A 24456-nucleotide genomic window follows, 5' to 3' on the forward strand; every position below is an offset into this window, starting at 1 on the left:
CGGGCTGTGCGGCGACGGCCCAGGGGCACAGTTGTTCCCAAGTTGTCGATCGGATCGGCACCGGGGGCCGCCGGAGAACGTCAGCCCAGCGCGCGGCCCAGCAGATAGACGGCCGGAGCCGCGGCGGCGAGGGGCAGGGCCACGCCCGCCGTCATGTGGACGAAGCGGGACGGGTAGTCGTACGACGCGACGCGGTGGCCGATCAGCGCGCAGACCCCCGCGCCGAGGCCGAGCAGTGCTCCGCCCGTGCCGAGGTCCGTCATGCCGCCGACGGCGATCCCGGCGCCGGCGGACGCGAGGAGCGCGACGACCACGGACGCGGGCGTGGGCAGCGGCAGGGCGCGGGCCACGACCGCGACGGCCACGGCGAGCGCGCCGACCGTGACCGCGTCCGGCTCGGCCGCCAGGTGACCGGTGGCCACGATGGCGAGCGCCGCCGAGGTGACAGTCGCCATCAGGCCGTACATCCGCTCGTCCGGCGAGGCGTGCGAGCGGAGCTGGAGGACGAGGGTGAGCAGCACCCAGACGCCGAGCGTGCCCAGGATCGCGGCGGGCCCGTTCTCCCGGCCGGCCGCGAGCAGCGCGATGTCGGCGACGACGCCGCCCAGGAAGGCGAGGGCGATGCCCTGGCGGGCGGGCCACATGCCGTTGAGCCGGAACCAGCCCGCGGCCGTGACCGCCTGCAAAAGCACCAGGGGGACGAGCAGCGCGTACGGGCCGACGGCGGCGCCGCCCGCGAGCAGCAGCCCGAGTACGGCGGTGAGTGCGGCGGGCTGGATGCCCGGCTCGATGACGGGTGAGCGGCCCTCGGCGCGGGCGCGCTGGGCGTCGGTGACGCGGGTGTTACCGGTGGTGGTGGCGGCCCCGTACGAGGGTTCTTCGTCGGAGGCGGAGGCGGGCGGCGCGGCGGCGGGTGCCGGGGAGGGCGTCGGTTCCGGAGCGGGCGTCGGCTCGTGCGCCGCCCATTCCTGCTGCTGGGGCGGCAGCGGCGGCTGGGCCCCGTGCTCGTTCTCGTGCCCCTGCGGCGGCAGATACGGCTGCGGTGCGGGCTGCATCTGCGTGTCCCAGGTCTGCGCCTGCCACTGCTGTGTCTGCGGCGCGTCGTCGTACCCCTGCTGCCCGTACTGCTGCTGCCCGTACTGCTGCTGGCCGTACTGCTGTTGCCCGTACTGCTGTTGCTGGGCGTAGGGCTGCTCGGTGTAGGGCTGCTGTCCGTACTGCTGGCGGCTGTACGGCCGCCCGTACTGGTCGTACTCGGTGTGCTCGGTGTACTCGGTGTACTCGGTGTATGGGGGCTGCTGCGGATACTGCTGGTCGTTGCTCATCGGGTGTCACCCTCCTGCGAACGGCGGGAGCACCTCGACCGTGCCGCCCTCGGCAAGCCGTACCGTCTCATGACCGCGGGTCCCCACGGGGTCCCCGTCGATCAGGAACGAGGAACGCTGCAGCACCCGCACCAGGTCACCGGGGTGCCGCGTGCGGGCCGCCGTCAGGGCCGCGGCCAGGGTGTCGGCGTCGTACGGTTCCTCCGCGACGCCGGCGGCCGCCTTGGCTGCCGCCCAGTAGCGGATCGTGCCCTGAGCCATGTCGGCGGCTCCTCTTCTCGTGTTCGGTCGGCGTCCTATTGTGCGGCACCCGCGGCGGCGGCCCATGTACCGATCCGGTCGAGCAGCGCGTCGCTCGCCGCGTTCTCCGCGTGCCCCATACCCGGCTCCAGCCACAACTCGGCGCCGCCGTCCGCCGCTTCGGCCAGCATCCGGGGGTGGTCGACGGGGAAGTACGGGTCGCGGTCGCCGTGCACCACGAGCAAAGGCGTCGGCGCGATCAGCGGCACCGACTCGACCGGCGACAGCGGGACCGGGTCCCAGGCGCCTCCCGACAGGGGGTGGATACGTGTACGCAACCCGAGACGGCCGATCATCCGGCCCGTCGGCCGGGTCACCACCCAGTGCAGCCGCCGCATCGGAGCCGTACCCCGGTAGAACCAACGCGCCGGGGCGCTGACCGCCACGACGGCGTCCGTGCGCGCTTCCGTGCGCCCCCTGTGCGACGCCGCGTGCCGGAGCACCACGGAACCACCCATCGAAAACCCGACCGTCACCACCCGCGCGTGCCCGAGGACGCGCGCCCACTCGACGGCCGCCGCGAGATCGAGCACCTCGCGGTCGCCGACCGTCGAGCGTCCGCCGGAGCGCCCGTGCCCCCGGAAGGAGAACGTGATCACGGCCGCACGCTGCGCGAACACCGCCGCGGCGCGCAGGACGTGAGGCCGCTCCAGATCGCCGGTGAAGCCGTGCGCGAGCACGATCACCGGGCCGTCGCCCGGCGCCTCTCCCGGGTGGTAGACCGCGTCGATCGCGATCCCGTCCTGTGTACGCAGCATCACGCGCAGTGTTCGTTCAGTGATCGGCCGCACAGAAGATCCGCTCTTTTCACCTGCCGGACCCCAAGTCATGTGGGCTATTGTGCTGGGAAGAGGACTCGGGCAATGCAGCCCCCGGGTCCTTTTGTGCTTTCACGAGCGTTGTATACGAAGGCGCGGGGTCCAAGGCGCGGGCCCCAGCACGACAGGCAGCACAAGCACCACCAGCAACACGAAGCAGTGCCGCAAACGTCCTCGCAGGGACCGAGGAGGAACCAGACGTTATGGGCGAGCGAACCGTGCACGAACGCAGGACGACCCAGGCAGGTGGGACGCGATGAGTTCATTGCTGCTCCTCACCAATGCCCTTCAGCCGTCGACGGAGGTGCTTCCCGCTCTCGGCCTGCTCCTGCACCACGTGCGGGTCGCCCCCGCCGAGGGACCCGCTCTCGTCGACACCCCCGGTGCCGACGTCATCCTCATCGACGGGCGCCGCGACCTCCCGCAGGTCCGCAGCCTCTGTCAGCTGCTCCGCTCCACCGGGCCCGGCTGTCCGCTGGTGCTCGTCGTGACGGAGGGCGGCCTCGCCGCCGTCACCGCCGACTGGGGCATCGACGACGTACTCCTCGACACCGCGGGACCGGCCGAGGTCGAGGCCCGGCTGCGGCTCGCGATGGGCCGCCAGCAGATCGTCGCCGACGACTCCCCCATGGAGATCCGCAACGGCGACCTCTCCGTGGACGAGGCGACGTACAGCGCGAAGCTCAAGGGCCGGGTCCTCGACCTGACCTTCAAGGAGTTCGAGCTCCTGAAGTACCTGGCACAGCACCCCGGCCGCGTGTTCACGCGCGCCCAGCTGCTCCAGGAGGTCTGGGGCTACGACTACTTCGGCGGCACCCGGACCGTGGACGTCCACGTACGACGGCTGCGCGCCAAGCTCGGCCCCGAGCACGAGTCGCTCATCGGCACCGTGCGCAACGTGGGCTACCGCTTCGTCACCCCGGAGAAGCCGGAGAAGAAGGCCGACAAGCAGGCCGAGCAGAAGACCGAGCAGAAGGCCGGTAGCGGCGTCAACACGGACGAAGCGGACAGCCCGGCCGTCACGCGCGCCGAGGCGGTCACGGCAGAGCCCTAGGAAGGGCCCTTACGCCCTGCCCACAAGCAGGTCCATCCGCGTAGACTCCGCGCGTGGCCAAGGTGACTCGGGACGACGTTGCGCGACTGGCGGGTACTTCGACCGCCGTCGTGTCCTACGTGATCAACAACGGACCCCGGCCGGTCGCCCCGGCCACGCGCGAGCGCGTGCAAGCCGCGATCAAGGAGCTGGGGTACCGGCCCGACCGGGTCGCCCAGGCGATGGCGTCGCGGCGGACCGACCTCATAGGCATGATCGTGCCGGACGCGCGCCAGCCGTTCTTCGCGGAGATGGCGCACGCGGTGGAACAGGCCGCGTCCGAGCGCGGAAAGATGGTCCTCGTCGGCAACTCCGACTACGTCGGTGACCGCGAGGTCCACTACCTGCGCGCGTTCCTCGGCATGCGGGTCTCGGGCCTGATCCTCGTCAGCCACGGGTTCAACGACCTGGCGGCCGCCGAGATCGAGGCCTGGGACGCCCGCGTCGTCCTGCTGCACGAGCGGCCCGAGGCGATCGACGACGTCGCCGTCGTCACCGACGACATCGGCGGCGCCCAGCTCGCCACCCGCCACCTCCTGGAACACGGGAACGAGTACGTTGCCTGCCTCGGCGGCACCGCCGAGACCCCGTCCGTCGGCGACCCGGTCTCCGACCACGTCGAGGGCTGGCGCCGCGCGATGCAGGAGGCGGGCCGCTCCACGGAGGGCCGGCTCTTCGAGGCGCCGTACAACCGCTACGACGCGTACCAGGTGGCGCTCGGGCTGCTGGCCGGGCCGCAGCGGCCGCCCGCGATCTTCTGCTCCACCGACGACCAGGCCATCGGTGTGCTGCGGGCCGCGCGCGAGCTGCGTATCGACGTGCCGGGCGAGCTGGCCGTGGCCGGGTTCGACGACGTGAAGGAGGCGGGTCTGACGGATCCGCCGATGACCACGGTCGCCTCGGACCGGTCGGCGATGGCGCGGGCCGCGGTGGACCTGGTGCTCGACGACTCGCTGCGGGTCGCGGGGTCGCGGCGCGAGCGGCTGAAGCTGTTCCCCTCGCGACTCGTCGTACGCCAGTCCTGCGGCTGCGCCTGACACCTGCCCCGCGGTTCTTTATTTCGGGCAAACAGGGTTCTGCCGGGACTCTCAGGGCACGCTCAGGTGGCTCTCATGTACGCGCCACACGCTTGTCCCATGACCGAGAGCTACCGCCGAAGCGGCGAGTACCCCCAGTACGGCACGGACGGCACCGACCAGCAGCAGTCCGCGTACGCCGAGAGCGCGTACCCTCCCCCGCCGTCGTACCAGCCCGTGAGCGTCGCTCCGGGACAGACGGTGTGGCCGGCGGGCGGCGACTCCGGACACGGCGGCCACGGCGACGGGCACACCGCCCAGTTCGCCGCGTACGGGTCCGAACAGCCCGCGGCCCCGAAGAAGAGGAAGCGGCTGCGCGGCCCGGTCGGGCTGCTCGCGGCCGTGGCGGTCGCGGCGGCGGCCGTCGGCGGCGGCACCGCGTACGCCTTCCAGGAACTGAGCGGCTCGGACACCACGGCGTCCAGCTCCACCAGCACCACCGTCGTGCCCAGCAGCCAGAAGGGCACCGTCTCCGGCGTCGCCACGGCGGTCAGCCCGTCGATCGTCGAGGTCAACGCGACGCTGTCCTCGGGCTCCTCCACCGGCTCCGGCGTCATCACGACCAGCTCCGGCGAGATCCTCACCAACAACCACGTCATCTCCGGCGCCTCCTCGATCAAGGTGCAGACGAGCGACGGCAAGTCGTACACCGCCGAGGTCGTCGGCACCGACGCCAAGAAGGACCTGGCGCTCATCAAGCTGAAGAACGCCTCGGGCCTGACGGCCGCCACGCTCGGCGACTCCGACGGCGTCAAGGTCGGCGACCAGGTCGTCGCCATCGGCTCCCCCGAGGGCCTGACCGGCACCGTCACCAGCGGCATCGTCTCCGCGCTCGACCGCGACGTCACCGTCTCCACGGACGAGGGCCAGGAGCAGCAACAGCAGCAGCAGGGCGGCGGCAGCGGCGAGTGGCCGTTCGAGTTCGGCGGCCAGGAGTTCAACGGTGACACCGGCTCGTCCACGACGACGTACAAGGCGCTGCAGACCGACGCGTCCCTCAACCCCGGCAACTCCGGCGGCGCCCTCATCGACATGAACGGCAACATCATCGGCATCAACTCCGCGATGTACTCCGCCAGTTCGGACTCCTCTGGTTCGTCGGGGGACTCGTCGAGCGCGGGCAGCGTCGGCCTCGGCTTCGCCATCCCGATCAACACCGTCAAGGCCGACCTCGACACGCTGCGCGCCGGAGGCGCCGACAACTGACCGACCGACCCCGCCCCCGAACCGGGAGGACCCGTCATGATCCGCACCGTCCGTCACCCCGAAGAAGCCCCCGTGGGCCCCGCCGACCTGGGCCTCGCCCTCACCGTCGTCTCGGCTCTGCACCGGCCTGTCACCCGTGCCCCCGAAGTGGTGCCGACGGCGACGCGCCGTGCCGTACGCGGCCGCCGCGCCGCCGTGCGAGGCTGAGAACGGCCCTGCCCGCACCCATCTGTAAGGAAGCGCAGCCCATGAGCCCCGCCGAAGGCGACCGCGACCCGCACCGCATCCTCATCGTCGACGACGAGCCGGCGGTGCGGGAGGCACTCCAGCGCTCCCTCGCCTTCGAGGGCTACGGCACCGAGGTCGCCGTCGACGGCGCCGACGCGCTGGAGAAGTCGGCCGCCTACCACCCGGACCTGGTCGTCCTGGACATCCAGATGCCGCGCATGGACGGCCTCACCGCGGCCCGCCGGCTCCGCGCCACCGGCTCCACGACCCCGATCCTCATGCTCACCGCGCGCGACACCGTCGGCGACCGGGTCACCGGGCTCGACGCCGGCGCCGACGACTACTTGGTCAAGCCGTTCGAACTGGACGAGCTGTTCGCGCGGGTCCGCGCGCTGCTGCGGCGCAGCTCCTACGCCGCCGCGGCCGGCTCCGTGGACGACTCGGACGTGCTGTCCTTCGCCGACCTGCGGATGGATCTGGCGACCCGTGAGGTCATGCGGGGTGACCGTCCTGTCGAGCTGACCCGCACCGAGTTCACGCTCCTGGAGATGTTCCTGGCCCACCCGCGCCAGGTCCTCACCCGCGAACAGATCCTCAAGGCCGTGTGGGGCTTCGACTTCGAGCCGTCGTCCAACTCGCTGGACGTGTACGTGATGTACCTCCGGCGCAAGACCGAGGGCGGGGGCGAGCCGCGGCTCGTCCACACGGTGCGGGGTGTGGGGTACGTGTTGCGCTCCGGCGGGGCCGAATGAACGGGGTGTTCCGGCGGTTGCGGGGGTTGCCTCTGCGGTCGCGGCTGGCGTTGCTTGTGGCGGTGGCGGTGGCTGCGGCGGTCGCGGCGGTGGCGGTGACGTGCTGGTTCATCACGCGGGGTCAGTTGTACGGCCAGATGGACAACGAGCTGCGTAGTCAGGTCGGCTCCCTGAACCAGAACCGCCAGGTGGTCGCCCTGCTGGCCTGTCCCAACACGGGTCAGCGCAACATCCCCGGCCCGACCATCCAGGTGATCAACTCCGACGGCACCGTCTGTACCTGGCGGGGCGACAAGGCAATCCCCGCCCAGCCGTCCGACCTTGCCGTCGCCGACGGCACTTCAGAGCGGGCCCTGCACACCACGGACGACGACGACGGCAAGGCCATGCGAGTACTGACGGTCCCCGTCACCTCCGGGCCCAACAACCCGGTCCAAGGCGTCGCCGTCTCCATCGCCAACCCGCTCGACGAAGTCACCAAGCCCCTCACCACCTTGGCCTGGGTCCTCCTCCTCGTCGGCGGCATCGGCGTACTCGGTGCGACGGCCGCCGGTCTATGGATCGCCCGCACCGGCCTGCGCCCCGTCGACAAGCTCACCGAGGCCGTGGAGCACGTGGCCAGGACCGAGGACCTCACCGTCCGGATCCCGGTCGAGGGCGATGACGAGATCGCCCGGCTGTCCGAGTCGTTCAACTCGATGACGGCCTCGCTCGCGTCCTCCCGCGAGCTGCAACAGCAGCTGATCGCCGACGCGGGTCACGAGCTGCGCACGCCGCTCACCTCGATGCGGACCAACATCGAACTGCTCACCCGCAGCGAGGAGACGGGCCGCGCCATCCCCCCGGACGACCGCAAGGCGCTGATGGCGTCCGTGAAGGCGCAGATGACCGAACTGGCCGCGCTCATCGGGGACTTGCAGGAGCTGTCGCGTACCGGGCTGAACGGGAGCGACGGCCCCCTCAAGGTCGTCTCCCTGCACGACACCGTCCGTACCGCCATCGAGCGCGCCCGCCTGCGCGGCCCGGAGCTGACCATCGACTCCGAGCTGGCCCCCTGGTACGTCCGGGCGGAACCGGCGGCGCTGGAGCGGGCGGTCGTGAACCTGCTCGACAACGCCGTGAAGTTCAGCCCGGAGAAGGGCACGGTCGAGGTGCGGCTGATGCGCGGGACGCTCACCGTGCGGGACCACGGTCCGGGCATCCCCGCCGATGAACTCCCGTACGTCTTCGACCGGTTCTGGCGTTCGCCGACGGCTCGCGCGCTGCCCGGCTCGGGGCTCGGCCTGTCCATCGTGGCCCGTACCGTCGAGGCGAACGGCGGTGAGGTCGCCCTCGCGGCGGCGGACGGCGGCGGCACGGTCGCGACGATGCGGCTGCCCGGCGCCCCGACGCCACCGCCGGAGATCATCCCCTGACCAGGACGGGCGCTCAGGGCTCTCAGTGCCCCACGGAGAGTCCCGCACCCGACAGGTCCACCCGGATCCCGTCCTTCTCCACGGTCACGTCGCGCAGCCGTACGTAGCCGTGGTCGCCCGGCAGCTTCGGCAGCCGGAACGCGAGGGAGAGGCGGTCGGCGAGTTCGGGGCGGGTGAGGTCGGAGAGGCCGTCGAGCAGGGACGGGTCCAGGCCCAGCTTCTGCAGGATCCAGGGGTGGTCGAGCGCGATGTCGACCAGGTTCATCCCCATCAGGCTCTTCACGAAGCGGGGCGTACCGGTCACCTCGCTCACCTTCTTGTCGCCGCGCAGCGCCTGGCGGACGGCCGAGTCGGGGACGCCGGCCCGGTGCACGATGGCGGGTATGGACAGCAGCCGCTTGGCCTTGTCGGCCTCCTCGGTGATCCGCCGCACCGACTTGGCCGTCAGATGCAGGCCCTCGCCCGCGCCGGTGCCGGGCCGGTAGGTGGCGAGGTCGCCGATGTCCAGGCGCATGCCGTCGATGTCGGTGGAGATACCGGTCCCGCCGAGGCGGCGGATCGTGGCGTCGGCCCGTACCTTCACCTCGTGTCCGGCGACCGGCAGGGTGCCGCGGGCCAGTACCCGGTCGTGGCCGTGGCCGGTGAACGTGACCTGGGAGGCGCCCAGTTCACGGTTCATGTCGGCGAAGCTGAGCAGCACCTCGCCGTGCATCGCGTCGACGTACGCGCCGCTGATGTCGGTGAGGCCCGAGCCCTCGATGCGTACGTCGCGCGCGGTCGCCGAGACCTTGGCGAGGGTGACGCGGTCGGCGGCGACGTCGGGGACGGTGACCTTCATCTCGTCGACGCGGCGGTCGGCGAGCTGGGTGAGGAAGGGGAAGCCCTTGATCTCGACCTCGGGCGCCGCGGTCAGCTTCATCTCCTTCTTGAGCTGCTGCGCGGCGCGGTGCTCGGCGTACAGGACGGCCCAGCGGTCGCCGAGGGCGAGGAACGCGGTGAGGACGAGGACCGCGACCAGGCCCTTCACGGCGATCGAGAGCCCCGCGAAACGGGTGCGGCGGCGGCTGCCACGCCGGTGGTTGGGCGGCAGCCAGGCGTCCTCGGGGTCGTGCGGGTCGTGCGGGTCGTCCGGCTCGTCGTGGAGGACCTCGTCGAGCGGATTGTCCGCGAGCGCGGCCAGCTCCTCGTACGGGTTGACCGTCCGCAAAGGTTCCGGGGGAACCGATTCGTCAGGCCAACCATCGGATGGGGCACGGTCGTTGGCTATGCGGTGGGGGGTACGCATCGGGTGATTTCACCACACACCCCCACCCTTTACGCAATCAACCTTCACAAACGACGGGTGGCCCACGGTCCACCGTAGGCCACCCGTATGCACACGAAGTTTCCGGTCAGTTCATGATCCGGTCGTTTCGGTCACTTCACGATCGTGATCCGGTCCGTCTTCGGCGGCGCGATCGGGTTCGCGGCCGACGAGTTCGCGGTCAGGTAGTCGTTGAACGCCTTCAGGTCGTCCGCGCCGACCAGCGGGTTCTTGCCCTGCCCGAGCGCCGCGAAGCCGTCGCCGCCGCCCGCGAGGAAGGAGTTCATCGCGACGCGGTAGGTGGCGGCCGGGTCGATCGCCGCTCCGTTCAGCCTGATCGAGTCGACGAGGACGCGGGCGGCGCCGGTCTTCGTCATGTCGAGCGTGTACGTGAGCCCGGCCGAGGGCTGGAGGATCTTCGGCGAGGCCTCGTTGGAGCCGCTGACCTGCTGCTGCAGCGCCTGGACCACCTGCGCGCCGGTGAGGTCGGCGAGATTGACCGTGTTGCTGAACGGCTGGACGGTGAACGCCTCGCCGTACGTCACGACCCCGTCGCCCTCGCTCCCGCTCGCCTTGAACACCAGGTCGGAGCGGACCCCGCCCGGGTTCATCAGCGCCAGGGCCGCCTTCGGGTCGAGGGACTTGGCGTGGGCGAGCTGCGCGTCCGCGATGAGGTCGCCGAGCGGCTCCTCCGGGGTACCGGCGCCGCGGCCGGGGATGTCGGCGGAGATGTGGCCGACGGCCTGGTTCGATACGGGCGCGGCGAGCTTGTTCCACCGGCCGATCAGCGCGGTCATGTCGGGCGCCTTGGCCTGCGTGCGCGAGACGACGTGGTTCGCCGACGTGGGCGACTTCACCGACGTACGGACGATGTCCTTGGTACGGCGGTCGTAGGTGAGCGTGGTGTCCGTGTAGAGCTTCCCGTAGGAGGCAGCCGACGTGACCATGCGCGGCTTGCCCGCCGGGTCGGGGATGGTGCATACGTAGGCGTTGTGCGTGTGGCCGGTGACCAGCGCGTCCACCTTCGGGGTGATGCCCTTGGCGATGTCGACGATCGGGCCCGAGACACCGGAGCCGGCGGCCGGGGAGTCACAGTCGTAGTTGTAGGAGGACGAGGCGGGCACGCCGCCTTCGTGGATGAGGGCGACGATCGACTTCACGCCCTGCTTGTCGAGGATCTTCGCGTACTTGTTGACGGTCTCGATCTCGTCGTGGAACTTCAGGCCCTTGACGCCGTCCGCCGACACGATGTTCGGCGTGCCCTCCAGCGTGACGCCGATGAAGCCGACCTTCACGCCCTTGTTCTTCCAGACCCAGTACGGCTTGAGGACCGGCTTGCCGGTCTTCTCGTCCGTGACGTTCGCCGCGAGGTAGGGGTAGTCCGCGCCCTTGAACGTGCGGCCCTTCTCGAAGCAGCCGTCCTTGGGGTGACAGCCGCCGTTCTGTATGCGCGCCAGCTCGGTGGCGCCCTCGTCGAACTCGTGGTTGCCGACACCGGTGACGTCCAGGTCGAGCTTGTTCATCGCCTCGACGGTCGGCTCGTCATGGAAGAGGCCCGACAGCAGCGGGCTCGCGCCGATCAGGTCGCCGGCGGCCGCCGTGACGCTGTACGGGTGCCCCTTGCGGGCGGTGCGCAAGGAAGTGGCCAGGTACTCCGCGCCGCCCGCGTCGACCTGCTTCGTCGTGCCGTCGGCCTGCTTCTCCGCGACCTGCCCGGACGAGCCGGCCGGCGGCTCCAGGTTCCCGTGGAAGTCGTTGAACGACAGCAGCTGTACGTCCTGGTAGCGGCCCTGACCGTGGTGCCCGCCGCCGTGCCTGTCGTGGGCGGCGCCCGCGGGCAGCGCGGCGATCAGCGCCCCCGCGGTGGTGAGGGTCGCGACGGCCCCGAGCACCGCCTTGACGCGGCGGCGGAGCGGACGGGCTCCTGGTCTGACTCCGTGTGGCGTGACGGGCATACGTCCCCCTGGAACTGGAACCTGTGGATGCTGTGCGGTGGCTGTGGCCGTGCGAGCGATTGCCTGTGCGAGCACGGCTGCCGGAAGCCTAGGGTCAACGCGCGTAGCGCAACAGGGGGTTGCCGGTTACGAGCTGGTTGCCGCCACCTGGCCGGGAGGGCGCCGTACCCTCGTCTGCATGACCACCGACCCCGCCCCCGCCAGCGATCCGGCCCCCACTGGACGCCAGATCGACACCCTCTCCGCCCTGACCGACGCGCAGTCCGCGACCGTGCTCGCGCTGCTGACCGACGCCGCCCGCGCCGACGGGCAGCAGGCCGTGTCGGAGCAGGGCCGGCTCCAGCTGCGGGGCGGGGAGCGCGACGGCGTGCACCACTTGCTGCTCAGCGTCGACGGGGAGTTGCTCGGGTACGCGCAGCTGGAGGACACCGACCCGGTCGAGGCGCCGGCCGCCGAGCTGGTCGTGCACCCCGCGCACCGCGGGCGCGGGCACGGGCGGGCGCTCGGCGCGGCGCTGCTGGCCACCTCCGGGAAGCGGCTGCGGGTCTGGGCGCACGGCGGGCACGGCGCGGCGCGGCACCTCGCGCAGGTGCTCGGGCTGACCCTGTTCCGTGAACTGCGCCAGATGCGGCGCCCGTTGGCCGGCCTGGACCTGCCCGATCCCGTGCTGCCCGCGGGCGTGCGCGTTCGCACCTTCGTGCCGGGTCAGGACGACACGGCCTGGCTGGCGGTGAACGCGGCGGCGTTCGCGCACCACCCCGAGCAGGGCTCCCTCACCCAGCGCGACCTGGACGACCGCAAGGCCGAGCCGTGGTTCGACCCGGCGGGCTTCTTCCTCGCGTTCAAGAACGACGAGCTGGTCGGTTTCCACTGGACGAAGGAGCACGCCGAGGAGGGGCTCGGCGAGGTGTACGTGGTGGGTGTCGCGCCCGGGAACCAGGGCGGCGGCCTCGGCAAGGCGCTGACCACGACGGGCCTGCGCCATCTCGCCGCGGCCGGCCTGCCGACGGCGATGCTGTACGTCGACGCCGACAACAAGGCGGCGGTGAGCGTGTACGAGCGGCTGGGCTTCACGACGTACGAGACGGATCTGATGTACCGAACAGAGTCCTGACCTGGGGTTTTAAAGGTTCGGAGGGCCTCTCGCGGGGCCTTTCGGGACTTCGAGGGGGCGGCGTCGCTTGACGCCGCCCCCTCTCTTGCATCACCCTTTCACTACTTGATTAGTGAAAGGGGGTGAGCCGGTGAGCGAACGCGAGTACGTCATCGAGTTCCGGATCGACCGCCACAGCGGCGTAGCCACCTATCTGCAGATCGTCCACCAGACCGAGCAGGCCCTGCGCATGGGCATGCTCGAACCCGGCGACAAGCTGCCGACCGCCCGCGAGGTGGTCGAGGCGACGGCCATCAACCCGAACACCGTGCTCAAGGCGTACCGCGAGCTGGAGCGGGCGGGGCTCGTCGAGGCCCGCCGGGGCCTGGGCACGTTCGTCCGTAGATCCCTCGGGTCCGCACCGGCCGACTCGCCCCTGCGGGCGGAGCTCGACGACTGGACGAGACGGGCGAAGGAGACGGGGCTCGACCGCGAGGACGTGGCCGCCCTGTTCGCCAGCGCATTGGAAGCACACTTCAGCACCACCACCAAGGGGAACGCATGAGCACGGCCATCGAGGCGACCGGCCTCGTCAAGCGGTACGGGCGGCGCGGCGCCGCCGCCCTGGACGACTGCTCGTTCCGGCTGCCCGCGGGCCGGATCAGCGCGCTCGTCGGGCCCAACGGGGCGGGCAAGTCCACCCTGCTGGCGATCGCCGCGGGCCTGATGCGACAGACCACGGGGCGGATCGAGGTGCTCGGCGGCGCCCCCGGCGAGCACCGCGCCAAGGTCGCCTACCTCTCGCAGGACAAGCCCCTGCACCCCCAGCTGTCCATCGCCGACACACTGCGCATGGGCGCCGAGCTGAACCCCGGCCGCTGGGACGCGGCCTACGCGGCGAAGATCATCGAGCAGGGCTCCCTCGACCCGAAGACCCGCGTCCGCGCGCTCTCCGGCGGCCAGCGCACCCGCGTCGCGCTCGCCCTGGCCCTGGGCAAGCGACCCGAGCTGATGCTCCTGGACGAACCGATGGCCGACCTGGACCCCCTCGCCCGGCACGAGCTGATGGGCACGCTGATGGCGGACGCCGCCGAGCACGGCACGACCGTGCTGGTGTCCTCGCACATCGTGGCCGAGCTGGCCGACGCCTGCGACCACCTGCTGCTCCTGGGCGGCGGCCGGATCCGGCTCGGCGGCGGCATCGACGACCTGACCGGCGCGCACGCCCTGGTCACCGGGCGCGGCGACCTGTCCGGGCACACGGTCGTGGAGTCCCGCGCCTCGGGCCGCGGCACCATCGCCCTGATCCGCCGCGACGGACCGCTCGGCGAGGGATGGCAGGTCCAGGAGCCCTCCCTGGAAGAGCTGCTCCTGGCCCACCTGCGCTCCCCCGACGCCCCGGCCCTGCTCACCCCCGGCACCACCGCCCGCACGACCGTTACGGCGGTGTCCGCATGAGCACGGCGACCCTGAAGCGTCCCGACACCGAGGCCCGTCCGCCCCGGCGCACCCTGCCCGGCCCCGACGGACTGGTGTGGACGGTGCTGCGGCTGCACCGCACGGCCCTGTGGATGTGGCTCGGCTACCTCGTGATCAGCCTCGGCCTGCTGCTGTGGCTGTGGGGACCCGGCTCGTCGGACGCCCAGAAGGCGTTCGACGCGTTCGGCTACAGCGGGGCGCAGGACACCGCCTTTCGTGGACTGTCCTCCGGACTCCCCTTCTTCGGCTCCTTCGACTCGGGTTTCTACGACCCGCTGTCGCTGACGCGGATCGCCGCGGTCGCCGTCGCCGTGTTCGCCGCGGGTCCGCTGATCGCGCGGGAACTGGAGTCGGGCACCGCCCAGTGGGCTTGGACGCAGTCCGTGTCACCGGCCCGCTGGCTCACGGCCAAGCTGGCCGTGCCCGCCCTGCTCGTCACCGTCGGCACCGGTCTGGTCGTCGCCCTGTACCGATGGGTCTGGGACGGGCGCAACCACCTCCTCGTCGCCGGTATCCGCCCGCGCGACATCGCCTTCTCCATCGGCCCGGCCACGGTGGCGAACGCCCTGTTCGGCCTCGCGTTCGGCGTCCTCGTCGCGCTGGTCGTGCGCCGTACGCTGCCCGCGCTGGCCGTCGCCGGCATCGGCCAGTTCCTGGTCGGCGCCCTGCGAGGCAACTCCTGGCCGTTCCAGGGCCAGTACCAGCAGCCCGAGCTCCCGGTCCACAGCAAGGCCGTCACGTCCGGCGGCACCGAGATCAGCGACCCCGGCTGCTACAAGGACCTGAACTGCCTCGACCAGCACCACATCACCGGCTTCACCCGCACCTACCTGCCCTCCCCCGACTACTGGCCCCGCCAGCTCACCGAGACGGGCATCCTGCTCGGCCTCACCGTGCTCGCCGTAGTCGCCGCGTTCCTCGTCCTGCGCCGGTACCAGCCGCGCCGCGCCGCGAAGGTCACGAAGGGAGCCACCGCATGAGCATCGCGCTGACCCGCCCGAAGGGCCTCACCTGGACGGTGCTGCGCCTGCACCAGGTCGCCCTGTGGGCATGGATCGGTTACGTCGCCGTGGCGGCCGGGCTGCTGCTGTGGCTGTGGGGGCCTGGGACCGACGGCCTCGACCTCGTCGGCGCCTGCGCGGGGGGCCCGGCGGTCGACTGCATCGCGCACGGGCCGACCACGGACTCGTACCACCACGTCCTCGACGCCGTCGACATCTCCCTGAACTTCCTGCCCCTGGCCGTCGCGGTGTTCGCCGGCGGCGTGCTCACAGGACGGGAACTGGAGCGCGGCACCGCCCAGTTGGCGTGGACCCAGTCGGTGTCCCCCGCCCGCTGGCTCGCCACCCGGCTGACCGTTCCGGCCCTCCTGATCACCGCCGGCACGGGGCTCCTGGTGGCACTGCGCCACGCGGTCGCGTCCCGGGCGAGCGGCCTCGACGACAACCAGTGGTACACGGGCGCCTTCGACATCCTCGGACCGACCGCGGTGGCACTGCCGCTGGCCGCCCTCGCCTGCGGCGTGCTCGCGGCCCTGCTGCTGCGGCGGACACTGCCCGGGGAGATCCTCGGCTTCGTCCTGACGATCCTGCTGTCGGCGGCCGTCTCGTACGCGCACCCGTACCTGTGGTCCACCCGGACCCGCGTGGGCACCCCCGAGCAGGGCTACACCAGCTACACCGGCGAAATCGTCGGCCAAGGCGCCGTCACCGGATCCGGCGCGCACATCGCCGACCCGATGTGCATCGACGACCGGGCCTGCATCACCGACCACGACATCACCGGCTTCTACACCGAAGGCCACCCGCCCTCCCACTTCTGGCCGCTCCAACTGGTACAGACAGGGCTGCTGCTGGTCCTGGCCGGAGCCATCACGCTCCTCGCGTTCCGCATCCTGAAGAGGAGAACCGCCTCGTGACCACCGCCGCCCTCACCCTGCCGCGCACCCGGCCCGCCGGCCGGCTGCGGACCGTACTGAGCCTGCACCGCACGGCACTCCGGGTATGGGCGGGATACGTCCTCCTCGTCGGCGGGGCGCTGCTGTGGCTGCGCGGGCCGGGGGCGGCGGCCGCGCGGCGGGACGAGGCGCGCTGCGCGGGCGACATGTGCGAGGTCGTCAACGGCCCACTGAGCCACTACTCGCAGCTCACCGAATGGACGGGCCTGCTCCTCACGGTGACCCCGTTCCTCGTGGCGGCGTACGCGGGCGCCGTCCTGGTCGGCCGCGAGCTGGAGCGGGGCACCGCCGCGCTGCTGTGGACCCAGTCCGTCTCCCCTGCGCGCTGGCTCGCCACGACCCTGGCCGCGCCGGCCGCCCTGATCATCGCGACCCTGACCCCGCTCGCCCTGCTGAACCGGGCGGCGTGGAGCGCCTCCGACGACTTCCTCGGCACCCTTTGGTACGCCGACGACGTGTTCGTCCCCACCGGCCTCCTCCCGGTCGCGTACGCGCTGCTGGGTCTCGCGCTCGGCGCGCTCGCGGGCCTGTTCACCCGCAGCACCTACAAGAGCCCGGTGCTCGCCGTCGCCGCGCTGTTCGCCGTCTCCACCCTGCTCGGGCGCTACCGGGTCAGCCTGTGGCCGACGGTCACCGACACCGGTCAGGGCGCCCTGCGCCCGCCGGCCGACGCCCAGGTCCTGGTGCACGGCGCCGTCCTGCGCACCGGCGAACGCATCACGAACAACAACGCCTGCACCGGCGAGCAGGGCGCCGATCTGCGTCGCTGCACCGCCCAGTTCCGCGATTTCTGGGTCACGTACCACCCGTCGTCCCACTACTGGCCCCTCCAACTGGCGGAATCCGCCGCCGTCCTTACAATCGCCGGGGCCGCGGTCGCCGCCACGTTCTGGCTGCTGAGACGCCGCACCGCCTGACAGTGAGGGCGCGCCCCGGCCCCGCCGACGCCCAAGGCCGGGCGCCCCTGAAACGCGCCCCCTCGACACGAACGAGCCCCCGTAGACGCCCCGGAGCCGCCCGCCCATAGCCCGCACGTCATGTCGCCGTAACCGGCGATTCAGACGGGCTTGCGACGCTCACGGAATGCAGCCCCCCGCGTCCGATCCCTCGAAGGCCCCGCCGGAGCCGCCGCACGGCCGGCTCCGTCTCGCGCCCGCGCTCTCCGATCTGCCCAGCGCGCCCGAGACGGTCTCCGCGCGGAAGAATGGGGCCATGAGCCAGCCGAACGCCGCACAGGACCCGACCGCCACCGCGCCGCCGGCCACCTCGGCCCCACAGCCCCAGCCGTCCGTGGGCTCGCTGGCCGCGCACCGCCCGCAGCCCGTGGCGGGCCGCGACTTCGAGCGGGCGGCCGCCAAGCTCGCCGGTATCGTCGTCGACATCGACGCGGACCCCGACGACTACGAGGACGAGTACGCGGGCCAGGCCGACGCGGAGCTGCCGCAGGGCCGCTTCCTGGACCGCGAGCGCAGCTGGCTGGCGTTCAACGAGCGGGTCCTGGAGCTGGCCGAGGACCCGAACACCCCTCTCCTGGAGCGCGCGAACTTCCTGGCGATCTTCGCCTCGAACCTCGACGAGTTCTTCATGGTCCGCGTGGCCGGCCTCAAGCGGCGCATCGCGACCGGCGTCGCCACCCGTTCGGCCTCGGGGCTGCAGCCCCGCGAGGTCCTGGAGCTGATCTGGAACCGCTCCCGCGAACTCATGGCCCGGCACGCCGCCTGCTACCAGGACGAGGTCGCCCCGTCCCTGGCCGACGAGGGCATCCACGTCGTGCGCTGGAACGAGCTGACCGAGAAGGAACAGGCCCGGCTCTACACGCTGTTCATGCAGCAGATCTTCCCGGTCCTGACGCCGCTGGCCGTCGACCCCGCGCACCCGTTCCCGTACATCTCGGGGCTCTCCCTCAACCTCGCGGTCGTCGTCTCCAACCCCGTCTCGGGCCACCGCCACTTCGCCCGCGTCAAGGTGCCGCCCCTCCTCGCCCGCTTCCTGGAGGCCTCCCCGCAGCGCTACGTCCCCATCGAGGACGTCATCGCCGCCCCCCGCCACCTCGGCGAGCTGTTCCCCGGCATGACGGTCGAGGAGCACCACATGTTCCGGCTGACCCGCAACGAGGACCTCGAGGTCGAGGAGGACGACGCCGAGAACCTGCTCCAGGCCCTGGAGAAGGAACTCATGCGGCGCCGCTTCGGACCGCCGGTGCGCCTGGAGGTCGAGGAGACCATCGACTCCGAGGTACTGAGCCTGCTCGTAAGGGAGTTGAAGATCAGCGAGGCCGAGGTGTACCCGCTGCCGGGCCCCCTCGACCTCACCGGCCTCTTCGCGCTGGCGGTCCTGGACCGGCCCGAGCTGAAGTACCCGAAGTTCGTGGCGGGCACCCACCGCGACCTCGCCGAGGTCGAGTCGTCCTCGGCGCCCGACGTCTTCGCCGCGCTGCGCGGCCACGACGTCCTGCTGCACCACCCGTACGACAGTTTCTCCACGTCCGTGCAGGCCTTCCTGGAGCAGGCCGCGAACGACCCGGACGTGCTCGCCATAAAGCAGACGCTGTACCGGACGTCGGGCGACTCCCCGATCGTGGACGCGCTGATAGACGCCGCCGAGTCCGGCAAGCAGGTCCTCGTCCTGGTGGAGATCAAGGCACGCTTCGACGAGCAGGCCAACATCAAGTGGGCGCGCAAGCTGGAGGAGGCGGGCTGCCACGTCGTCTACGGTCTCGTCGGCCTGAAGACGCACTGCAAGCTCTCCCTCGTCGTCCGCCAGGAGGGCGACCAGCTCGTCCGCTACTCGCACGTCGGCACCGGCAACTACCACCCCAAGACCGCCCGCCTGTACGAGGACTTGGGGCTGCTGACGGCCAACCAGGAAGTCGGCGCCGACCTCTCCGACCTCTTCAACCGGCTCTCCGGCTACTCGCGCCGCGAGACCTACCGCCGCCTCCTCGTCGCCCCCAAGTCGCTGCGCACGGGCCTGGTCACGCGGATCGAGAAAGAGGTCCAGCACCACCGCGCGGGCCGTCCCGCGTACGTCCGTGTCAAGGTCAACTCGATGGTCGACGAGGCCGTCATCGACGCCCTGTACCGGGCGTCGCAGGCAGGCGTCCCGGTGGACGTGTGGGTACGCGGGATCTGCGCCGTGCGGCCCGGGGTCGCGGGCCTCTCCCAGAACATCCGGGTCCGCTCCGTACTCGGCCGCTTCCTGGAGCACTCCCGCGTCTTCGCCTTCGGCAACGGCGGCGAGCCCGAGGTGTGGATCGGCAGCGCCGACATGATGCACCGCAACCTCGACCGCCGCATCGAGGCCCTGGTCCGCGTCGAGGACCCGGCCCACCGCGCGGCCCTCAGCCGTCTGCTCGAAACGGGGATGTCCGACACCACCGCCTCCTGGCACCTGGGCCCGGACGGCAACTGGACCCGGCACGCCCTCGACGGCGACGGGCGGCCGCTGCGGAACGTACAGGAGATGCTCATAGACGCCCGGAGGCGCCGGCGTGGCACAGCGACACCTTGACCCCGGCACGGCGCACACCGCCGACGCCGTCCTCGCGTCCTACCTGCGGGCCCAGGCGACCGAGTTCCTGCGCGCGCTGCGCCAGCACCGCGAGAGCGGCGCGGCCGGGGAGACGGCGGGCGCGGCCCGCGCCCTGCGCCGCGCCGCCCGCCGCATCAGCGGCACCCTGCACACGTTCCGCCCGCTGCTCGACGCGGAGTGGTCCGACGGCCTGCGCCCCGAACTGGCATGGCTCTCGGGCACGTTGGCCCAGGAGCACGCGTACGCGGAGCGCTTGCAGCGGCTGAACGAGGCACTGCACCGGCTCACCGCCGCGAACCGGGGCGGGCCCGCCGGGCCTCCGGCGCCGCGCACGGAAAGGGAAGCGGCACCGCCCGCGCGGGAGACCCTCACGCTCGGCGCGGCGAAGGCGGCGGCCCTGCTGGACCGCCAGCTGACCCTCGCCAAGACGCGATCCCACAGCACGGCTCTGGGCGCCCTCGGCTCGTCCCGGTTCCACGCGGTCGCGGACAGCGTCGCCGTACTCGCCAGCGAGGTCCCGCTCCGCGGCGAGGACATCGAGCTGCGAAAGCTCGCCGCGGCCGCCGAGAACCGGCTCACCGAGGCGGTCGCCGCGCTGCACGACACCGGCCACCCCTACAACCCGGACGCCGACACCCCCTGGCACCACGTACGCCTGCTGCTGCGCCTGCACCGCTACGCCCAGGAGGTCGCCCCGGAGGACCCCGCCAGCGACATCCGCCGCGAGGAGAACCGCAAGGAGGACGAGGCCGCGCACGCCCTGAACGCGCACCGCGACGCCGCCGAGGCCGCCGGCGCGGCCGCCCAGGCGGCCCGCACCCCGCGCATCGCCCCGGCGACGGCGTACGCCCTGGGCGTGCTCCACGCCGACCAGCGCCACCAGGTGGAGGCCGCCCGGATCGCGTTCAGGGGGGCATGGCAACGAGAGGCAGTGGGAACCCCGTGACCGTGCACGACAGCGACACGAACACCATTCGCGCGGCGGGCTGCGTCCTGTGGCGCCGGTCGGTGATCGACGACGGCCTGGAGATCTGCCTCGTCCACCGGCCCAAGTACGACGACTGGTCGCATCCCAAGGGCAAGCTGAAGCGCGGCGAGGACCCGTTGACGGGCGCGCTGCGTGAGGTACGGGAGGAAACCGGCCACGCGTGCGCCCCCGGTGCCACGCTGCCCACCGTGCGCTACCTCGCGAACGGCCGCCCCAAGAAGGTCGACTACTGGGCCGCCGAGGCCACGTCGGGCAGGTTCACCCCGAACAACGAGGTCGACCGCATCGTGTGGCTCCCGCCGACGGCGGCCCGCAACCGCCTGACCCAGCCCCGCGACCGCAAGCTCCTGGACGCCCTGCCGGCCGCCCTCCACACCACCCGACGTAATCGCTCCGTGACCTAACCACACCGCCTGCTTAGGTTCACCCTGCGTTCACTCACGGCCATCGGTCGCTTCACCTGTTCTGCCTAATTTCGGCCGTAGACGGTGTGCCCCCGCGACAGCGGACCGCCGCACCGTTCACTGAAACATCCGCAGACTTCGCACGCCGCCACAGACGTCACAAGGCCGGCGGCTCCTGGAAGGAACATCCGAAGGTGAAGCTTCAGCGCAAGAACCGGCTCCGCGCCCTCTCTCTCGGCGCTCTCGCCGTCTCCGGCGCCCTGGCCCTCACGGCGTGCGGCTCCGACGACACCAACAGCACCGGCGGTGGCGGCTCCAGTTCGTCGGCCAAGGCCGGCAACATCAAGTGCGACGACGCCAAGGGCCAGCTCCTCGGCATCGGCTCCTCGGCCCAGGCCAACGCGATCGACGCCTGGCGCCAGGCCTACTCCCAGACCTGCTCGGGTGTGCAGATCAACTACAAGCCCGACGGTTCCGGCGCCGGTGTCACCGCGTTCAACCAGGGCCAGGTCGCCTTCGCCGGCTCCGACTCGGCGCTCAAGCCCGAAGAGGTCACCGCCTCGAAGAAGGTCTGCTCCAGCGGCCAGGGCATCGACCTGCCGATGGTCGGCGGCCCGATCGCCGTCGCGTACAACGTCTCGGGCGTCGACAACCTCGTCCTGGACGGCAAGACCCTCGCCCAGATCTTCGACTCGAAGATCACGAAGTGGAACGACCCGGCGATCGCGAAGCTCAACCCCGACGCGAAGCTGCCGTCCACCAAGATCCAGGCGTACCACCGCTCGGACGAGTCCGGCACCACGGACAACTTCACCAAGTACCTCAAGGCCACGGCCGCGAGCGACTGGAAGTACGAGGGCGGCAAGGCCTGGCAGGCCAAGGGCGGCCAGTCCGCACAGGGCTCGTCCGGTCTGGCCCAGCAGGTCAAGCAGACCGACGGCGCCATCTCCTACTTCGAGCTGTCCTACGCCAAGGACGGCGTGAAGACCGTCGACATCGACACGGGCGCCGCCGCCCCGGTCAAGGCCACCACGGAGAACGCCTCGAAGGCGATCGCCGACGCCAAGGTCATCGGCACCGGCAAGGACCTCGCCCTGTCGCTGAACTACGCGACCAAGGCCGAGGGCGCCTACCCGATCACCCTGGTCACGTACGAGATCGTCTGCGACAAGGGCAACAAGGCGGACACCCTGGCCGCCACCAAGTCCTTCCTGACCTACACGGCCTCCGAAGAGGGCCAGGCCGCCCTCTCCGACCTGGGCTACGCCCCGATCCCCACGGAGATCAACGCCAAGGTCCGCGAGACCGTCGCCAGCATCAGCTAGCCCGCGTGCGGGCCACCCCATCCACGGGTGGCCCGCACCGTCCGGTGCACCGCCGCCAGAAGTCCCGTACGCGACCGCCGCATGCGGCCAGGGACTTCGCAGACCGGAGAACCCCATGGACATAACCACGCAATCACCCGCGCCACCGGCGCCCGCCGATCGCCCCTCCCCAGCCCAGCAGAAGGCCGCCGCACGCGGCGCCACCCGCCCCGGTGACCGGATCTTCCTCGGTCTCTCGCGCGGCTCGGGCATTTTGCTGCTGGTGATCATGGCCGCGATCGCGGTCTTCCTGACCTACCGCGCCTCGCTGGTCCTCTCGAAGAACGAGGGCAACTTCCTCACCACCTTCGAGTGGAACGCGACCGCGACCCCGCCCGTCTTCGGCATCGCCGTCCTCGCCTTCGGCACGATCGTCACCTCGGTCATCGCCATGCTGATCGCGGTCCCCGTCGCCGTCGGCATCGCGCTCTTCCTGACGCACTACGCGCCGAAGAAGCTGAGCGGCGTCATCGCCTACGTCATCGACCTGCTGGCCGCCGTGCCGTCCATCGTGTACGGCCTGTGGGGCGCCCTCTTCCTGGTGCCGCACATGACCGGCCTGTACAGCTGGCTCGACGACTACTTCGGCTGGACCGGCATCTTCTCCTGGCAGGGCGGCGCACCGCGCACCCTGCTCGCCGTCGGCGTCCTGCTGGCGATCATGATCCTGCCGATCATCACGAACGTCTCCCGCGAGGTCTTCCGACAGGCCCCCCTGATGCACCAGGAGGCGGCCCTCGCGCTCGGCGCGACCCGCTGGGAGGTCATCCGCATGTCGGTGATCCCCTTCGGCCGCTCCGGTGTGATCTCCGCGTCGATGCTCGGCCTCGGCCGCGCGCTCGGCGAGACGATGGCCGTCGCCACGGTCCTCTCCCCCGACTTCCTGATCCACGCCAGCCTGCTCGACCCGGGCGGCGGCACCTTCGCGCAGAACATCGCCGCGAAGTTCTCCGAGGCCAACGACCAGGGCCGCGACGCCCTCATCGCCTCCGGCCTCGTCCTCTTCGTCATCACCCTGCTGGTCAACGGCGCGGCCCGGATGATCATCGCCCGCCGCAAGGAGTACTCGGGGGCCAACGCATGAGCCACGCCACCGCACCCGCCCCCGCGCCCTCGAAGCGCCCCTCCTCCCTCCGGGGCGCGCGCCTGCCCAGCTGGTCCCCCTGGGCCATCGCGCTCGGCTCGATCGCCGCGGGCTGCGCGATCGGCCTGGGCGCCGGCCTGAGCAGCCGCATCCAGTGGGGCCTGCTCGCCGCCCTGCTCTTCGTCCTCGTCACCTACGGCCTCGCCGCCAAGGTCGAGGGCAGGCGCCAGGCCAAGGACAGGACCGCGACCAGCATCGTCTGGGTCGCCTTCCTCCTGGCCGTGATCCCGCTCGCCTCCCTCGTCTACGAGACGGTCAAGCGCGGCATCACCGTCCTCGACCCGTACTTCCTGTCGCACTCGATGGGCTTCGTCACCGCCTACCAGCCCGGCGGCGGCATCTACCACGCGATCCTCGGCACCCTGGAGCAGGTCGGCCTCGCCACCCTGATCTCGGTCCCGATCGGCCTGCTGACCGCGATCTACCTGGTGGAGTACGGCCGCGGCAGGCTCGCCAAGGCGGTGACCTTCTTCGTCGACGTCATGACGGGCATCCCGTCGATCGTCGCGGGCCTGTTCATCCTCAGCTTCTGGATCCTGATCCTCGGCTTCGGCTTCTCCGGCTTCGCCGGCTCGATGGCCCTGTCCATCCTGATGATCCCGGTCGTGGTCCGCTCCACCGAGGAGATGCTCAAGCTCGTCCCGAACGAGCTGCGCGAGGCCTCCCTCGCCCTCGGCGTCCCGAAGTGGCGCACCATCCTCAAGGTCGTCCTGCCGACCTCGCTCGGCGGCATCCTGACCGGCGTGATGCTGGCGGTCGCCCGCATCGCGGGCGAGACGGCGCCGGTGCTGCTGCTGGTCTTCGGCAACCCGCTGATCAACGGCAACCCGTTCGAGGGCCCGCAGGCCTCGCTGCCGCTGTACATCTACCAGCAGTACGCGAGCAGCGGCGGCAGCCAGGCGGCGTACGACCGTGCCTGGGCCGCGGCCCTGGTCCTCATCGCCTTCATCATGATCCTGAATCTCGTGGCCCGCGGCGTCGCCCGCTGGAAGGCCCCGAAGACGAGCCGCTGACGCGGCACTTGA

The 24456-nt window shown here is 71.5% G+C and carries 23 protein-coding genes; 18 read left to right on the forward strand and 5 right to left on the reverse strand.

The features are described from left to right. Window positions 1-80: 80 nt before the first annotated feature. Genes AB0J02_RS09445 through AB0J02_RS09455 form a run of 3 tightly spaced genes read right to left on the reverse strand, consistent with a single transcriptional unit; the run spans window position 81 to window position 2383 of the window. Window positions 81-1325, reverse strand: coding sequence for a hypothetical protein (locus AB0J02_RS09445; protein WP_363192984.1), 1245 nt, complete (start codon window positions 1323-1325; stop codon window positions 81-83). A 6-nt stretch (window positions 1326-1331) separates the two neighbouring features. Continuing rightward, window positions 1332-1586: a MoaD/ThiS family protein gene (locus AB0J02_RS09450; RefSeq protein ID WP_363192985.1), complete on the reverse strand. Its 255-nt coding sequence runs from the start codon at window positions 1584-1586 to the stop codon at window positions 1332-1334. Between the two features lie 35 nt (window positions 1587-1621). Further along, window positions 1622-2383 (reverse strand): alpha/beta hydrolase, encoded by a 762-nt coding sequence (locus AB0J02_RS09455; protein WP_363192986.1) that lies wholly within the window; start codon window positions 2381-2383, stop codon window positions 1622-1624. A gap of 316 nt (window positions 2384-2699) precedes the next feature. On the opposite strand from AB0J02_RS09455, the gene AB0J02_RS09460 reads away from it, so the two are divergent. From AB0J02_RS09460 to AB0J02_RS09485, 6 genes are all read left to right on the forward strand, one after another. Further along, on the forward strand, window positions 2700-3497 hold the full coding sequence (locus AB0J02_RS09460) for a response regulator transcription factor (RefSeq protein ID WP_363192987.1): 798 nt from the start codon (window positions 2700-2702) through the stop codon (window positions 3495-3497). 53 nt (window positions 3498-3550) lie between these two features. Further along, window positions 3551-4573 carry a LacI family DNA-binding transcriptional regulator gene (locus AB0J02_RS09465; protein WP_363192988.1) on the forward strand — a complete coding sequence of 341 codons (1023 nt, stop codon included), beginning with the start codon at window positions 3551-3553 and terminating at the stop codon, window positions 4571-4573. Window positions 4574-4672: 99 nt separating this feature from the next. Next, entirely contained in the window at window positions 4673-5818 is a 1146-nt protein-coding gene (locus AB0J02_RS09470; protein ID WP_363192989.1) for a trypsin-like peptidase domain-containing protein, read from the forward strand. Window positions 5819-5854: 36 nt separating this feature from the next. Next, a complete protein-coding gene (locus AB0J02_RS09475; protein ID WP_363192990.1) occupies window positions 5855-6025 on the forward strand; it encodes a hypothetical protein in 171 nt (56 codons plus the stop codon). A gap of 41 nt (window positions 6026-6066) precedes the next feature. Beyond that, window positions 6067-6798 (forward strand): response regulator transcription factor, encoded by a 732-nt coding sequence (locus AB0J02_RS09480; RefSeq protein ID WP_363192991.1) that lies wholly within the window; start codon window positions 6067-6069, stop codon window positions 6796-6798. Then, window positions 6795-8213 (forward strand): HAMP domain-containing sensor histidine kinase, encoded by a 1419-nt coding sequence (locus AB0J02_RS09485; protein WP_363192992.1) that lies wholly within the window; start codon window positions 6795-6797, stop codon window positions 8211-8213. The genes AB0J02_RS09480 and AB0J02_RS09485 overlap by 4 nt, the downstream gene beginning before the upstream one ends. 22 nt (window positions 8214-8235) lie before the next feature. On the opposite strand, the gene AB0J02_RS09490 is transcribed toward AB0J02_RS09485, so the two are convergent. Then, a complete protein-coding gene (locus AB0J02_RS09490) occupies window positions 8236-9498 on the reverse strand; it encodes a DUF2993 domain-containing protein (protein ID WP_363192993.1) in 1263 nt (420 codons plus the stop codon). A 131-nt stretch (window positions 9499-9629) separates the two neighbouring features. Continuing rightward, a complete protein-coding gene (locus AB0J02_RS09495) occupies window positions 9630-11471 on the reverse strand; it encodes a bifunctional metallophosphatase/5'-nucleotidase (RefSeq protein ID WP_363192994.1) in 1842 nt (613 codons plus the stop codon). Window positions 11472-11649: 178 nt separating this feature from the next. Here AB0J02_RS09495 and mshD point away from each other — a divergent pair, with 178 nt between their 5' ends. The 12 genes from mshD (at window position 11650) to pstA (ending at window position 24444) form a co-directional block, all read left to right on the forward strand. Continuing rightward, window positions 11650-12585, forward strand: coding sequence for a mycothiol synthase (gene mshD / locus AB0J02_RS09500; protein ID WP_363192995.1), 936 nt, complete (start codon window positions 11650-11652; stop codon window positions 12583-12585). A gap of 130 nt (window positions 12586-12715) precedes the next feature. Then, window positions 12716-13129 (forward strand): GntR family transcriptional regulator, encoded by a 414-nt coding sequence (locus tag AB0J02_RS09505; protein WP_363192996.1) that lies wholly within the window; start codon window positions 12716-12718, stop codon window positions 13127-13129. Next, window positions 13126-14022, forward strand: coding sequence for an ABC transporter ATP-binding protein (locus AB0J02_RS09510; protein ID WP_363192997.1), 897 nt, complete (start codon window positions 13126-13128; stop codon window positions 14020-14022). Before AB0J02_RS09505 ends, AB0J02_RS09510 begins: the two co-directional genes overlap by 4 nt. Then, window positions 14019-15023, forward strand: a complete 1005-nt coding sequence (locus AB0J02_RS09515; protein WP_363192998.1) for a hypothetical protein — start codon at window positions 14019-14021, stop codon at window positions 15021-15023. The genes AB0J02_RS09510 and AB0J02_RS09515 overlap by 4 nt, the downstream gene beginning before the upstream one ends. Beyond that, window positions 15020-15961: an ABC transporter permease gene (locus tag AB0J02_RS09520; RefSeq protein WP_363192999.1), complete on the forward strand. Its 942-nt coding sequence runs from the start codon at window positions 15020-15022 to the stop codon at window positions 15959-15961. Before AB0J02_RS09515 ends, AB0J02_RS09520 begins: the two co-directional genes overlap by 4 nt. Continuing rightward, window positions 15958-16917: a hypothetical protein gene (locus tag AB0J02_RS09525; RefSeq protein ID WP_363193000.1), complete on the forward strand. Its 960-nt coding sequence runs from the start codon at window positions 15958-15960 to the stop codon at window positions 16915-16917. Before AB0J02_RS09520 ends, AB0J02_RS09525 begins: the two co-directional genes overlap by 4 nt. A gap of 166 nt (window positions 16918-17083) precedes the next feature. Then, window positions 17084-19510, forward strand: a complete 2427-nt coding sequence (locus AB0J02_RS09530; RefSeq protein WP_363193001.1) for an RNA degradosome polyphosphate kinase — start codon at window positions 17084-17086, stop codon at window positions 19508-19510. After that, window positions 19491-20477, forward strand: coding sequence for a CHAD domain-containing protein (locus tag AB0J02_RS09535; RefSeq protein WP_363193002.1), 987 nt, complete (start codon window positions 19491-19493; stop codon window positions 20475-20477). Before AB0J02_RS09530 ends, AB0J02_RS09535 begins: the two co-directional genes overlap by 20 nt. Further along, complete coding sequence (locus AB0J02_RS09540; RefSeq protein ID WP_363193003.1) at window positions 20474-20923, forward strand: NUDIX hydrolase; 450 nt, start codon at window positions 20474-20476, stop codon at window positions 20921-20923. Before AB0J02_RS09535 ends, AB0J02_RS09540 begins: the two co-directional genes overlap by 4 nt. 194 nt (window positions 20924-21117) lie before the next feature. Beyond that, window positions 21118-22248 carry a phosphate ABC transporter substrate-binding protein PstS gene (gene pstS / locus AB0J02_RS09545; RefSeq protein WP_363193004.1) on the forward strand — a complete coding sequence of 377 codons (1131 nt, stop codon included), beginning with the start codon at window positions 21118-21120 and terminating at the stop codon, window positions 22246-22248. Window positions 22249-22363: 115 nt separating this feature from the next. Continuing rightward, complete coding sequence (gene pstC / locus AB0J02_RS09550) at window positions 22364-23371, forward strand: phosphate ABC transporter permease subunit PstC (RefSeq protein ID WP_363193005.1); 1008 nt, start codon at window positions 22364-22366, stop codon at window positions 23369-23371. Then, complete coding sequence (gene pstA / locus AB0J02_RS09555; protein ID WP_363193006.1) at window positions 23368-24444, forward strand: phosphate ABC transporter permease PstA; 1077 nt, start codon at window positions 23368-23370, stop codon at window positions 24442-24444. The genes pstC and pstA overlap by 4 nt, the downstream gene beginning before the upstream one ends. Window positions 24445-24456: the final 12 nt, after the last annotated feature.

Source organism: Streptomyces sp. NPDC050264 (assembly GCF_040655895.1).
In the GTDB taxonomy this organism is placed as follows: domain Bacteria; phylum Actinomycetota; class Actinomycetes; order Streptomycetales; family Streptomycetaceae; genus Streptomyces.